Origin of the sequence: Mesorhizobium onobrychidis, assembly GCF_024707545.1 — a bacterium.
Lineage (GTDB): Bacteria > Pseudomonadota > Alphaproteobacteria > Rhizobiales > Rhizobiaceae > Mesorhizobium > Mesorhizobium onobrychidis.
In genome coordinates this window covers 3247034-3259762 of sequence record NZ_CP062229.1, presented here as the reverse complement: position 1 = coordinate 3259762, position 12729 = coordinate 3247034, and the positions used below count along the sequence as shown (strand labels likewise).

Genomic DNA, 12729 nt, shown 5'->3' with positions numbered 1-12729 from the left:
AACATCATAAATAATCAAAACACGTCATAACATCGCAAATGAGGGAGAGGATGCAGTCCAGCGAGGTCAGCCCACGGCACCTAGTGCTTGAATTTGAGGGAACCGAGCGCCGCGCCGATCCTTTTCGGCCCGGCTCGACGATTTGGTGTAGCGCGCCGGCTTGCGCATCGGCTAAGGCCGGATACATCATTTCCCATCAGAATCGCGGATGACAATGAAATCGTCGTCCGCCATCCGATCCGCTAATCCGCGATTTTGATGCGCCTGTAGCGCACCAGCAATGAGGTGATCGACTGTGCGGTCCACCCTGACAGACATAGCCCGGGAAGCCGGCGTTTCAGCCGCGACGGTCGACCGTGTGCTCAACAACCGCGCCGGGGTCAGGGCGCGCACCCGCGAGGTCGTGCTGGAAACGGCGCAGCGGCTAGGCTACATCGCTGAAAATTCGAACGGCCCGATCCCGCGCAATGCACCGCGCGGCGATGTCATACGGCTCGACTTCGCCCTGCCCGCCGGCACCAATTCCTTCATCAAGATGCTGCACCGGCACATCGAGGCGCAGGCGCAGTCAAGACCGGACCTCGATGTGCGCGTCGCCACGATCGAAGGCTTCAATCCCGACCGGCTTGCCCGCCTGCTGCAGGAATTGCGCGGCCAGACGCAAGGCGTCGGCGTCATCGCGCTCGACCATCCGACGGTCCGCGAGGCGATCCGCTCGCTATCGGCCAGCGGCGTCAAGGTCGTCACCCTCGCATCCGATATCCTGCACGTGCCGAGGGTCGCCTATATCGGCATCGACAACCGCGCCGCCGGCCGGCTCGCCGGCTACCTGCTCAACCGCTTCATGGCCGCCGATCGTCCGGGCAAGGTCGCGCTGTTCGCCGGCTCGCTCTCCTATCGCGGCCATGAGGAGCGCGAGATGGGCTTCCGCCACATCCTGACTGAAGACTCGCCCAATCTGCAGATCGTTGAGATGCGCGAGATGCTCGACGACCGGGAAAAGGCCTATTTGGAGGCCTCCGCTCTGCTGGACCGGCACCCGGACCTGGCCGCGATCTACAATGTCGGCGCCGGCAACACCGGCATCGCTCGCGCACTCAAGGAGCGAGGCCGGGCGCTGTCGACCGTGTTTCTCGGCCACGAAGTGACGGACGGCACCAAGGACCTTTTACTCGACGGCACGCTCGACGCGGTCATCGACCAGAACCCGCGCGTCGAGGCCCGCGAAGCGCTCAACACCTTGACCCACGCGATCAGGGGCTTGCCCTACGAGTTGCACCAGCCGAGGCTGCAGGTGATTTTCAGGGAAAGCATCCCGGAGATCTGAACGGAGGCTCAGGGATATCAGAGGCCGCGCCAGCAAGTGCGGCCTGTGGCGCTGCGGCGATCAGGGTAATCTTGAGCTCAATGCCGTGCGGGCTGTTGTCTTCGGGGACGAGAAGGACCGGATCGCCTCCGCATGCCAAACGGTTCGGCATTCGGCTGGTTCGCGGCGGAAGCGGCTGCCCGCGAGGATCGTTCGCGAGCACTGGCGCGACACGCTCGGGCTTGGCCGCGACCAGACGTTGGCCGCAGCCTATTGGCGCCTCGGTGCTGCCGGACTGATGGCCGGCTAGGTCAGGCTCACTATCGCTTGCGCATCCTCGTCAATGTCGATGGCGATCCGGTCGCCGGATACAATGCCCGATGTGTCGCAAACGACCAGCGGCATACGGATGTCGTAGAGGAATTCGGCGACGATGGCGCCGACGGCCAGGATCGGATCGGGCCGCTCCAGAATAATGCCGGCCGGTGCCGTGCCCCGGCGGATCGCCTCGGCCAGAACCGAAGACGAGGACGACGATCCCCGCGCGGATGCCATCACCAGGATCTTGCCGGCGACATTTTGGCCAAGACCAGGATGCGAGTGGTCGATGATTTCGCCCGTTTCGATATCCAGGCCGCCCCAGAAACTGAGCGCTTGCGACAGCACCAGCGCCGAGCCTTGCGCTTCGCCGGCAAGCTGGAACGTGCCAACTCTCTTCAAGACCGACTTTTCCAGCCCTTTCATGGCGCGCTCCGCACGACATGCCCGGCCGCTGCCGAGCGGACGCAATCTTCCATATCGCCGAACACCACCGAGACGCCGATATTGCCGGGCGCGTAATGTGCCCATTTGCCGGAATTGGTCATCACCACGCCGTCGAGACGCTCGAGGATGGTGGTGACATAGGTGCAGGTATCGGTCACCGGAATGAGGCTGAACTTTTGCGCATCGTCCAGCTCGCCCTCGTCCTGAAGGCGCGTCAGCGTCGCGCGCCCGGTGTTGACATAGATCGGAACGCCCCTGCCCGGCGCGATCTCGCGCAGCATCGGCAGCAGGCGCATCCATTCCTCGTGCGAAAAATGCGGCGTGCCAAGCGACACGGCTGCAAGCGGCGCGCCGTCGGGGACGCTGGACAGCCTGGCCAGCGCATGGTCGATGTCGGCGCGAGAGATCCGGATCGTCGCCTCCGGCGCCATGCCGCGAAACGCCTCGTCGAGCGTCTTTGCCTCCGGCGTGATGCCGACCGCATGGAAAAGCGCCACGGCGCCCGCCGTTGCTGCCGCCGCACCCAGCGCCTTCAGCTGGTCCTCGTCACGCGGCTGCGGCAGGCCCGATATGACAGGAATGCGGTCGCCACTCGCCTGCCCGATGATCAGCCCGACGCCAACGAACAGGGCGTCGGTAGGCTCGAAAGAACCGGTCAGCTCGAACAGGATCTGGCCGCGTCGATTATCGCTCAGATGCAGCCCCCAGGCCGGCGCGCGCCCGGTCATCGCGCAGCACAGATCGATGAAATCACCATAACGGTTGGTCCGCGCTCCGATCACCGAATTGGCGAAGACGATGGCGTTGGACTCGCCCCAGGCGATCTGCTCACCGAAAGCCGGGCGGAACCGGGTCTGATAGGGCGCGCAGGTGAAGGTCGCCCGGCAGCCGAGCTCCAGATGCGCCTTCATCAGACGGCGTGCCGGCGCCTCTTGCGACGGCGGCATCTTCACCAGTTCGGGATGGATGAGGTCGAACGAGCCGACATTCAGCGTCGTCGGCACAAGCACGCGACCGCCGCCTTCGACCAGCCTTTCGACGAAATCGAGACCGGCTTGGCCGTGATAGAGGCAGCCGTCGATATGGGCTCCGGCAATGTCCAACAACTTGCGCGCGCCGACCGCGTTGGAAAAGGCGACCAGGATCTTCATCGCGGCGGCCACGGCCGGGCCGTGCTCGCCCTGCAGCATCAACTGGTCGCCCGCACTGAGTTCAAGCGTCATCGGCATGCTCCGGTGCCCCATTATGCTCGACAGATAGCGGGACAGCACCCCCCTCTGCCCTACCGGGCAGGGGGGTGGGATGGATCGCCAACTTTCGAGTTAGCTCGCAGCGATCAGCACCGTGCTCTCCGGCGACCAGCGCAGCACCACTTTTTGCCCCTCCGCCAACCTTTCAATGCCGGTGTTCTGCACAATGACCTTGAGCGTCTGGCCGTCGCGATCGACAAAATAGGTGCTGTTGTTGCCGGCGAAGATGCGCTTGGAAACCTGCCCCCGGAGCATATTGGCGTTCGGATCAGACGTCCCTGAATCGGTGGCGATGCGGATGCGTTCGGGCCGCACCGCGCAGCTGGCCTCGGCGCCGGCGGCAAGCGCCGCGCCTGCCCCGGCGGCGATCGCCGTGCCGTCGGGCAAGCGGATACCGGTGCCGGTGGTCTCGCCGCGAAAGATGTTGGCGTCGCCGAGGAAGGTGGCGGCGAACTCGCTCTTCGGGCTGTCGTAGATCTCCTCCGGCGGTCCTTCCTGCACCAGCCGACCGTCGCGCAGGATGCCGATGCGGTCGCTCATCGTCAGCGCTTCTTCCTGGTCGTGGGTGACGAAGATGGTGGTGATGCCGATCTCGCGCTGGATGCGTTTCAGCTCGATCTGCATGTCGACGCGCAACGCTTTGTCGAGCGCGCCCAGCGGCTCGTCGAGCAAAAGCACGCGCGGCTTGGTGACGATGGCGCGCGCCAGCGCGACGCGCTGGCGCTGGCCGCCGGACAGCTGATGCGGCCGGCGGCCACCAAGCTTGCCGAGCTGCACCAGGTCGAGCGCGCGCTGCACCTCGCTGGCTATCGTTGCCTTAGCCTCGCCACGCACCGACGGGCCGAACGCGACATTGTCGGCCACGCTCATATTGGGAAACAGCGCATAGTTCTGGAACACCATGCCGATGCGCCGCTTCTCGACCGGCACCCGCTCGACGCTCTCGCCGCCGATCGCGATTCGGCCGGAGTCGGGAAAATCGAAACCGGCAATCTGCCGCAGCAGCGTGGTCTTGCCGCTGCCCGAGGGCCCGAGCAGTGCATAGAAACCACCGTCGGCGAAATCGATGGACACGTCGTCCAGTGCCTTGTGCGCGCCGAAACTGCGCGACAAATTCGATACCTGCACGCCGGCCATTATTTCTCTCCGCCGAATTTGAAGAACCGTGCCGTAAGCAACATCAGCGCCATTGAGACGACGATGATGATCGTCGAGACGGCATTGATCTCCGGCGTAAAACCCTTGCGGATCGCGGCGTAGATTTCGACCGGCAATGTTGTCTGGCCCGGCGTCGACAGGAAGTAGGACACCACGAACTGGTCGAACGACACGGCAAAGGCGAACAGCCCGCCGGCGATGACGCCCGGCATGATCCAGGGCAGCGTCACGCGCGAAGTCACCTGCCACTGGTTGGCGCCGAGCGAACGCGCCGCCTCTTCCAGCTCCGGCGCAAATGTCTGCAGCCGGGCCGAGACGACGACGATGACATAGGGCAGCGCCAGCGCCACATGGCCGAGCAGGATCGCGAACAGCCCACGCCCGATGCCGACGCCGAAGAAGAAGATCAGCATCGCCGTGCCGGTGATCAGCCACGGAATGGCGATCGGTGGAAACAGCAGCGCTTGCAGGACTTTCTTGCCGCGAAATTCATAGCGGTAGAGCGCCAGCGATGCCGCCGAGCCGAGCACCGTACAGATGATGGTGGTGATGATGGCGATCTCTATGCTGTTCCAGGTGGCCGATATCAGCTGGTCGTTCTGCCACAACGAAGCGTACCACTCAGTCGTCCATTCGAACGGCAATTGGTAGAAGGGCGAGACGTTGAACGACATCAGCGCCATGATGATGATCGGGAGGTAGAGGAAGGCGAGCAGCAGCCAGATGTAGAGGCGGCCACACCATTCCAGGATACGGGTCGTCGCCATCACGCAGGCCTCCTGAGCACCGGTGACGCCAACGCCAGGATGACCAGCACGACGGCCAGCAGGATAAAGGACAAGGCAGCGCCTAGCGGCCAGTTGAAGACGGCGACGAACTGATCCTCGATGACCGTGCCGTAGAAGGTGCCGGTGCGGCCGCCGAGGATGCGCGGTTCCATGAAGGAGCCGACGACGGGAACAAAGATCAGCGCCGCACCGGCGACCAGCCCCGGCATGGACAGCGGGATGATCACCCGTTTCAGCATTTGCAGTCTTGAGGCGCCGAGCGAGCGCCCTGCCTCGATCAGAGAATCGTCGATCGCCTGCAGCGTGAGATAACAGGTCAGCACCATGTAGGGCACATAGGAGTGCACCAGCCCGATGATGACGGCCGGATAGGAATACATCAGGTCGATGTTGATGTTGAACGGCAGCACGGCGTTGAGCGCGGTGTCGAGAATGCCGCCCTCGCGCAGCACCATCGCCCAGGAGAAGATGCGCACCAGCCCGTTCGACCAGAACGGCAGGATGACGAGCAGGAAGATCGCCTCGCGGCTGCGCCCCTTCAGCACCTTGGCCAGCACATAGGCCGCGGGATAGCCGATGACGACGCACCACAGCGTCACCTCGAGCCCGAGCCTGAGCGAGGCCAGCAGCAGCGTCGGATACAGTCGCTCTGAGAAGAAGGTGGCGTAGTTGTCGAGCGTGAACGCCCACGCCTTCCCTGCCAGGGGCAATTCGGTCATGAAGGAGAAGAAGACCATGGCCGACAGCGGCAAAAAGATCGCCACCGTCAGCCAGAGATAGGCAGGCAGGAGCAACGGCAACGCCGATCGCAATCCGCTCCTCGAACCGGTCGCGACCTGTCCAGCCATATGCTCCTCCCGAAAAGCCGGCCGTTACTTCACGTTGACCTTGAGTTCCTGCCACAGCGCCAGATAAGCCTCGCGCTGCGCATCGGTGATCGGCGCCTGGAACTGGATGCGCTTGGCCACCGCCGGGTCACCCATCACCTTGCGGTTGAAGGCATCTTCGGGAAGGGCTGCAACCGCCTTGGTGTTGGCCGAGACCGGCGCGCCGACCTTGGTGACCCACTCGACGTAGAAGCCGGGATCGATCATGTAGTTGATGAAGGCCTCGGCGCCGGCGACGTTTTTGGAGCCGACCGGAATGGAAAAGGCGTCGAGCCAGGCGACGGCGCCTTCCTGCGGGATGACCAGCGCGACCGGCAGCTTGAAATGCGTCTTGGCCCGGTCGGCCGAGCCGCTCCAATAGGTGCCGATGTCGATCTGGTTGGAGGCGACCATCTGGTTCCAATCGTTCTCCGAGCTCCAGAATGTCTTGACCTGCGGCATCAGCGAGGTCAGCTTCGCCTTGACCGCTTCCATATCCTTGATGTCGTTGATGTTCTGGCCGGTGGCGATGGCGCCGAACTGAACCGCTTCGACGGCATCGTCGCGAATGACCACGCGGCCCTTATGCGCCTCGTTCCACATCTCGGTGATGCTGGTCGGCGGCGTCTCGAAGGATTTCTCGTTGATGGCGAGCGCGGTCAAGCCCCATACCCATGGCACGCCATAGACCTTGCCATCGCGGGCGAGCATGGGCGAGCCTGCCTTGTCCGGGCTGATGTCGGCATAGTTGGGAATCTTCGAGACATCGATCGGCTGGATCAGTTTTTCCGCCATGGCCTGGTCGTTGAAGGCGGCGTTGATCATGACGACGTCGTAGAGGCCGGGATTGGTCCTGAGCTTGGTCAGCATTTCCTGTTCGGAATTGAAGAAGTCGTTGACGACCTTGTTGCCGGTCGCCTTCTCGAAGGCCGCGATGGCCCAGGGCTCGTCGGCGCCGTAGCCCTTCCAGTTGAGCACATGCACTTCGTCGGCCCTGGCGGCCAGCGTGAGTGCCGAAGCGAAGACGGCGGTTGCCGTCAGAAAAGCAGTCAGTTTGGGCATGCGCATGTTCGTTCCTCTCATTGTTTTGCCCGGTTGGCGGGGCTTGTTACGTCATTTAGGCTGTCAGAAATGGGCCTCTTGCTTCCGGCCGTGCACGGTCGTCGATCGATCGTCATGGCCGAGGAATGTCTGGATCTCCTGGTCGGTCGGCGCCGACGATCCGCCATGGCGGGTGACCGAGAGCGCCGCCGCCGCATTGGCGTAACTTGCCGCTTCGAAGGGCGGCACGCCGCGCGACAGCGCGCTGACGAAGGCGCCGATATGCGTGTCGCCGGCGCCGTTGGTATCGACGGCGGAGACCTTGAAACCGGGCACGGCCTGCGCGGTGCCGTCAGCCAGCCGCACGAAGCAGCCTTTCGCCCCGGCGCGGATGATGACCGCCTCGGCGGTCGGGCAGTGATTGGAAAGAAGCCGGGCAGCAATGGCCTCGACATCGCCGGGCCCGGCAATCTCGCCCGCTTCCATTGTGTTGCAGCTCAGCCAGCTCGTGTGCGCCAGCACCCGGTCGAGAATGGCGCGCGGAATCTCCGATATGACAGGCGTCGGATCGAAGACGAAGGGAATTTCCGCCGGCAGCGTCTCGATCCAGTCGGCCAGCGCGTCGCGGCTCCCGGGATAGCTCAGCGTGTAGCCGGAGGCGAACACCCAATCCCCCGGCGCGACCCGGACCGGCGCCATCATGCCGAGGCTGAGCACGCTCTCGGCGCCAGGCCATGACACGAAGGTGCGCTCGGCGTCGCCGCTGATCATGGCGACGCAATTGCCGCTGTCCATCACGGGTGATGGCGGCGTCAGCGTTGCGATCCCTTCGGCGGCAAAAGCGGCGCGCAGGAAGTCGCCATTCAGTCCGCTGCCGAGCTGGCCGCCGAAGACGACCTTCATGCCGGTGCGGCTGGCCGCGACCATCATGTTGAAGCCGCCGCCGGCGACCTGGGCAAAGCTCGATGCGGTCTTTTCGGTGCCGGGCGCCGGCAAGGCGTCGATGCGATAGACATAGTCGACCACCGCGCTGCCGATATGGACGAGACGCCCGCTCATGCCGCCGCATCCTTGCCTGAACCGCGTTTCGCCATCCGCACCGCGACCAGGTCGGCGGCGAGCGCGCGCACCTGCGCCATGTCGAGCCCTTTGAGCCGGGCGATGTGTTCCTGCGGCAATCGGGAAAAGCCGGCGCAAGCGCCTGCCATGCCGGCGGCAATGGCGCCGATCGTGTCGGTGTCGCCGCCGAGATTGGCGCTGAAGACGGCTGCCTGCCAGGGATCGCCGCCGGCTATTTCCAGCACCGCGAAGGCCGCCGGAACCGATTCCTGGCTGGCCACGCCGGTGCCGACCAGGTCGACGATTAGCCGGATGCCGTCAGTGACGGCCTCGCCGCGGACGAGGCTCCTCGCCCAGTCGATCCGCGCGGCGATATCGCCGCCGGTGACCCAGTGTCCGAGTGCCGCCCCTTGCCTTGCCGCCACAACCGCACGGTCCGAGGCGGCGCGCCAGTCGCCGCCGGCAACACCGCAGCTGACCGCGGCAGCGACGGCTGCGGCCGAGGCAATGGCGATCGAGGTGTTGTGCGTGGCGCGGCAGGTTTCCGCCACCTTGGCGACCAGCGCGTTGAGCGGCTCCAGCGGCATCATGATGCCGACCGGCGCGATGCGCATCGCCGCGCCATTGGTATCGCCGCTGCGCCCCGCCTCCTCGGCTGGCACACCGTCATTGATGGCATCGATGGCGCGCTTGGTCGACGGGCCGAGCAGGTCATAGCTGCCGCGCGCCTTGACCTCTCGCTCCCAGTCGAGCAGCGCGTTGACCCAGCGCGTGTGATCGAAGTTGTCGCCTGAAATAACCAGGACACGACCGAGCAGCAGCGCCTGTTCGGTGTCGTCGGTAACAGTGCCGGCGGCCAGGCCCTTCGACACCGGATGATCGGCGACGGGCGCGACGAAATCCTCGATGTGGCCGTAGAGCTCGGCGATGCGGGCCGGCGACAAAAGCTGCGTCGGCATGCCGAGCGCATCGCCCAGCGCACCGCCGATAAGCGCACCCATCGCCCGGTCGATCGCCGCGGCCGTGTCCATGCTCAGAACTCCAGGTGAAGGGCGAAATGCGCCGGATTGAGCAGGCTGGTGACATATTCGATGGCGCGGCCATCGGCGGCGCGCGTCAATCGCCGCGTGCGCAGGAACGGCGCGCCGGGCGCGCAATCGAGAATGGCCGCGTCCTCGGCGCTCAGCATCTCGATATCGGCCCACTCCTCGCCGTGATCGGGGACAAGCCCCGCCCAGCGCAGCGTCTGGTGCAGCGAGCCCTCGCGCAGGCCGCGCAGCGGCACGTCCTCCAGTTCGGGCGACAGCGGCAGGCGGCTGCGCTCGATCGAGATGGCATGGCCGTCATCGGCGTTGGAGCGCACCCGGTCGACGGCGATGAAGAACGGGCTTTCGACGCCGAGCCTGGCAGCGAGCTCGGCATCCTGCATGACTTCGAGCCTGAGCGTGCGCGTGTCGGCGTTGGCGCCGGCATTGGCCAGCGCCCGCGACCAGCCGACGGCATCGTCGACCGGCATGCCGTCGAAGGTGACGAACGAGCCGATGCCGACCTTGGTGGTGATCAGCCCGCGGCTCGACAATTCCTCGAGACCCTTGCGGATGGTGTTGCGGCTGACGGAGAAGCGCTGGACGAGCTCGTTCTCGCTCTGCAGGCGGTCGCCGAAGCCGAGCACGCCGGAGCGGATCTCGTGTTCGAGGACGGTGGCGATCCGTTCGGGCTTACCCGTTCCGGGAGACGACGGAGCCGTGCGACGAGCCATGGAATACCTGTTCAGTAAACCTGTATAATCCTGTTCAATATCGTGACATGGCAGTCATGTCAACGGCTCGTGGCCAGCACGTTTTTGGGTTCCCGGCATCCCGGGCAAGATTGCCCTGCTGATCACGACGGTTCGTCGCAGGCTGGAATTTTATGGGAACCTTCACCACCCCCGAGCGGTTTTTTCTGTAGTCGCGATGCGGCGACAACCGAAAAAATGGAGACAAATGGAGGCAAACCATGCTTACGAAGATTCTCGCGGCGTCCGTGCTCGCCGCTGGTCTGGCCACTTCTGCGATGGCCCAGAATGCCAGCGACCCAGACGCTGACATGGGTACCGGCAGCGACAGAAGCGTCGTAACGGACCCGGCCCCGATCGATCCGAACCTGGCCGAGCCGGATGCTGTCGATCCCGGGATTACCGGTAGCATCATTGCGGACCCTGACGGCATGAATTCCAATGCCGATCGGAACTGCGCAATAGGTCCGCAGGGCGCGATGCCTGATGCCACGCACAAGGCTCCCGGCACGGTCTCACCGACCGTCAACGACAACCATTGCGGCAAGTAGCCGAGATCGATTTCGGGAACTCACGCTTTTCGGCCGCGGCACGGACAGAGCTTCGTCCCGCGGCCAAAGCGCTGTATATGCCTAGCTCGCCGAATCTTTGCGCGGCCGAGCAGTCTTTGGCTTGGTGTCCGTGTCCTTTGGCTTAGTGTCCTTGGGCTTGGCCTTGGCGGCCGCCGGCTCCTTCGGTCGAGCCGTCTTGGCTTTCGGCCTGCTCTCCTCACCGTCGACCTCGGCAGTGGCCTGGTCCCAGTGCTGCTGATGCGCGCCGTCGGGCCGGCCGGACTGTTCCCAGATCGCGTGAGCCCGCCGGCGAATGCGTTCCTGCCTGTCGTCCGTCACTGTTGCCTCCATCGGTTCGGTTCAAGGCCTTGGGCAACAGCTGTCTTAGCCCAAGTTCGGATCGACGTCATGCGTTCGGATCAACGTCTTGGGGGCTTCAGCCCTAGTCGGACAGAACCGCGACACCGAGGAGTGCCGCCTTCTTGGTGATCAGCCCCGCCAGATCGGCGTCCGAGCGCTCCGTTCCAGTTCGCTCACGCACGGCTGCAATCAACTCCTTCATCGACAACAGGGCAGTGCCCCGTTCAGCAAGCAGCTTGTCGACAGATGCGGCCACATTGCGTGACTCGACATGCGGCAACATGGAATTGGCTCCTTCCCGCGACACAGACGATCAACAGCCGGCTGCCTGCCGGCGAGCCGCCGCTCCTCTCGCGTCTTCCCGAGAGAGCGGCGGGTGAAGGTCAGTCAATGACCTGCACGATCCTGCGCGTGCCGGGATCGACCAGCACGGTGCGATCGTCGACGACCACGTATCTGTATTGCACGTCGGGAACTTCGATCGGGTGAAGTTCAACCGTTTCGGGCACGCTGGAACCGATGTTGAGCTCCACTCCCAGAAGGCTGATCGACGCCAGCGGGTGCCTGTCCACATATTCGCGGATGACCGTCTGCTGCTCGGGCGTGACAATCACCTGGTCTGCGGTGGCCACGCCGACACCGGTGAGCAGAACCAGCCCGGCGGCGGCAGGAACAAGGTGGATCTTCATCGTCTTCTCCTGTTCTTGTTGGCGGACTTCGCCTTCCACGGGTGGCAACATTAGATCACAATCGGGACGGCGGGCCCTCTTTGGAAACGCTCACGCAACCTTCTTGTTCCGTGAGCGGCGGCTAATCGGCGCCGCAGTGGCGCCGCCGGATGCGTTGCTGCGACCGACCGCAGTGGCCCGCGTTCCTGTTGCAGGCACGCGGGCCGATCGGTTTGCCCGATCAGCAGCGATACCGGAGGGGGGTGATATCGACTGCTTCGGGATGAACATTTAGTGAGAGCTAACGTTCCGCCCAGCGGCAAAAAAGCCTGCCGGCGTCGGGGCACGCTCAGGTGCCTGGACGGCAAATGCTCCAACCTATTGTTTCGGCGGCTGCGGCGGCACCTCGCCGGGCTTGAGCACCGGTGTCCTGCCTTGGTCCGGCGGCGGCGCGGCCATGCCCTGATCGCCGGTCGGCGGCGGCTGCAGCACGCCGTTGCAGGGATCAAGCGTGTCGGTCAGACTGTTGCCGGCACCGTTGTTGGCGGGCGGCTCCTGCTGCTGGCCGTTCTGCGGCTGGGCCTGGCAGTGGCCGGCAGGCGGCTGGTCTTGTGTCTGGCTATCCGCCTGGGCGGCAGCCGGCGCCGCCAACGCCAGTGCGCCTAGCACGCCCATGATCAACGCGTTCGGCAACAATGCGAAAGGTTTCATGTCGAACTCCTCTCCCGCGAAGGATCACCTCCTTGCCAAAGCAGGTGGGCGGCGATTGGTTCCCGCATGCGGCAACGCGCCCGGCTCCATGCCGGGTTAATCGACCGGCACGACAGTTTTGAGCGGCAATGGCGACGAGTTCCGTGGAAGACGCGAAAAAACCGCCCCGTTTCCGGGGCGGGCGCAGCATGTTGGGGAATCGTTAATCAGCGATTGCTACTATATTGGACCATGACCAAAAATCTCGGAAACGCCGTCAGGAATGCCCGCAAGGAGCCGGCAAGGCGTTCCGTCTTCAGCCAGCTGGCGCCGGCCCTGTTTCCCCTGGTGGTCGTCGCGCTTGGCTATCTGGTCGGCTGGCAATTCTTCGGCTTCTAGAGCATCGGCCCACCTTGGTGGTCGCGCGACGAGACCTGGATCAGGCGCCGG

Annotated in this window: 17 protein-coding genes; 4 read left to right on the top strand and 13 right to left on the bottom strand. The window is 64.5% G+C overall.

The features are described 5' to 3' along the window. Positions 1-295: 295 nt before the first annotated feature. Complete coding sequence (locus tag IHQ72_RS16300) at positions 296-1327, top strand: LacI family DNA-binding transcriptional regulator (protein ID WP_258123358.1); 1032 nt, start codon at positions 296-298, stop codon at positions 1325-1327. A gap of 85 nt (positions 1328-1412) precedes the next feature. Next, entirely contained in the window at positions 1413-1616 is a 204-nt protein-coding gene (locus tag IHQ72_RS16295; RefSeq protein ID WP_258123357.1) for a hypothetical protein, read from the top strand. On the opposite strand, the gene IHQ72_RS16290 is transcribed toward IHQ72_RS16295, so the two are convergent. The 9 genes from IHQ72_RS16290 to IHQ72_RS16250 form a co-directional block, all read right to left on the bottom strand. Continuing rightward, positions 1613-2050 (bottom strand): aconitase X swivel domain-containing protein, encoded by a 438-nt coding sequence (locus tag IHQ72_RS16290; protein WP_258123356.1) that lies wholly within the window; start codon positions 2048-2050, stop codon positions 1613-1615. The genes IHQ72_RS16295 and IHQ72_RS16290 overlap by 4 nt on opposite strands. Further along, the gene (locus IHQ72_RS16285; RefSeq protein ID WP_258123355.1) at positions 2047-3294 is read right to left on the bottom strand and encodes an aconitase X; all 1248 of its coding nucleotides are present in this window, start codon (positions 3292-3294) and stop codon (positions 2047-2049) included. The genes IHQ72_RS16290 and IHQ72_RS16285 overlap by 4 nt, the downstream gene beginning before the upstream one ends. 99 nt (positions 3295-3393) lie before the next feature. Beyond that, entirely contained in the window at positions 3394-4458 is a 1065-nt protein-coding gene (locus IHQ72_RS16280) for an ABC transporter ATP-binding protein (protein WP_258123354.1), read from the bottom strand. Beyond that, positions 4458-5246, bottom strand: a complete 789-nt coding sequence (locus tag IHQ72_RS16275; protein ID WP_258123353.1) for an ABC transporter permease — start codon at positions 5244-5246, stop codon at positions 4458-4460. The genes IHQ72_RS16280 and IHQ72_RS16275 overlap by 1 nt, the downstream gene beginning before the upstream one ends. Then, positions 5246-6115: an ABC transporter permease gene (locus tag IHQ72_RS16270; RefSeq protein ID WP_258123352.1), complete on the bottom strand. Its 870-nt coding sequence runs from the start codon at positions 6113-6115 to the stop codon at positions 5246-5248. The genes IHQ72_RS16275 and IHQ72_RS16270 overlap by 1 nt, the downstream gene beginning before the upstream one ends. Before the next feature lie 24 nt (positions 6116-6139). Next, on the bottom strand, positions 6140-7201 hold the full coding sequence (locus IHQ72_RS16265) for an ABC transporter substrate-binding protein (protein ID WP_309508887.1): 1062 nt from the start codon (positions 7199-7201) through the stop codon (positions 6140-6142). Positions 7202-7258: 57 nt separating this feature from the next. Next, positions 7259-8233, bottom strand: coding sequence for a PfkB family carbohydrate kinase (locus IHQ72_RS16260; RefSeq protein WP_258123350.1), 975 nt, complete (start codon positions 8231-8233; stop codon positions 7259-7261). Further along, positions 8230-9264: an ADP-ribosylglycohydrolase family protein gene (locus tag IHQ72_RS16255; protein ID WP_258123349.1), complete on the bottom strand. Its 1035-nt coding sequence runs from the start codon at positions 9262-9264 to the stop codon at positions 8230-8232. The genes IHQ72_RS16260 and IHQ72_RS16255 overlap by 4 nt, the downstream gene beginning before the upstream one ends. Before the next feature lie 2 nt (positions 9265-9266). Then, the gene (locus IHQ72_RS16250) at positions 9267-9992 is read right to left on the bottom strand and encodes a GntR family transcriptional regulator (protein ID WP_258123348.1); all 726 of its coding nucleotides are present in this window, start codon (positions 9990-9992) and stop codon (positions 9267-9269) included. 239 nt (positions 9993-10231) lie between these two features. Here IHQ72_RS16250 and IHQ72_RS16245 point away from each other — a divergent pair, with 239 nt between their 5' ends. Beyond that, positions 10232-10561 carry a hypothetical protein gene (locus IHQ72_RS16245; RefSeq protein ID WP_258123347.1) on the top strand — a complete coding sequence of 110 codons (330 nt, stop codon included), beginning with the start codon at positions 10232-10234 and terminating at the stop codon, positions 10559-10561. Between the two features lie 81 nt (positions 10562-10642). Here IHQ72_RS16245 and IHQ72_RS16240 read toward each other — a convergent pair whose 3' ends face one another. The 4 genes from IHQ72_RS16240 to IHQ72_RS16225 form a co-directional block, all read right to left on the bottom strand. After that, positions 10643-10900, bottom strand: a complete 258-nt coding sequence (locus tag IHQ72_RS16240; RefSeq protein WP_258123346.1) for a DUF2934 domain-containing protein — start codon at positions 10898-10900, stop codon at positions 10643-10645. A gap of 103 nt (positions 10901-11003) precedes the next feature. Continuing rightward, positions 11004-11204, bottom strand: coding sequence for a hypothetical protein (locus IHQ72_RS16235; protein ID WP_127212224.1), 201 nt, complete (start codon positions 11202-11204; stop codon positions 11004-11006). Positions 11205-11304: 100 nt separating this feature from the next. Then, positions 11305-11610 (bottom strand): DUF1236 domain-containing protein, encoded by a 306-nt coding sequence (locus IHQ72_RS16230; protein WP_258123345.1) that lies wholly within the window; start codon positions 11608-11610, stop codon positions 11305-11307. 357 nt (positions 11611-11967) lie between these two features. Then, positions 11968-12300, bottom strand: coding sequence for a hypothetical protein (locus IHQ72_RS16225; RefSeq protein WP_258123344.1), 333 nt, complete (start codon positions 12298-12300; stop codon positions 11968-11970). 231 nt (positions 12301-12531) lie between these two features. On the opposite strand from IHQ72_RS16225, the gene IHQ72_RS16220 reads away from it, so the two are divergent. After that, a complete protein-coding gene (locus tag IHQ72_RS16220) occupies positions 12532-12678 on the top strand; it encodes a hypothetical protein (protein ID WP_258123343.1) in 147 nt (48 codons plus the stop codon). Positions 12679-12729: the final 51 nt, after the last annotated feature.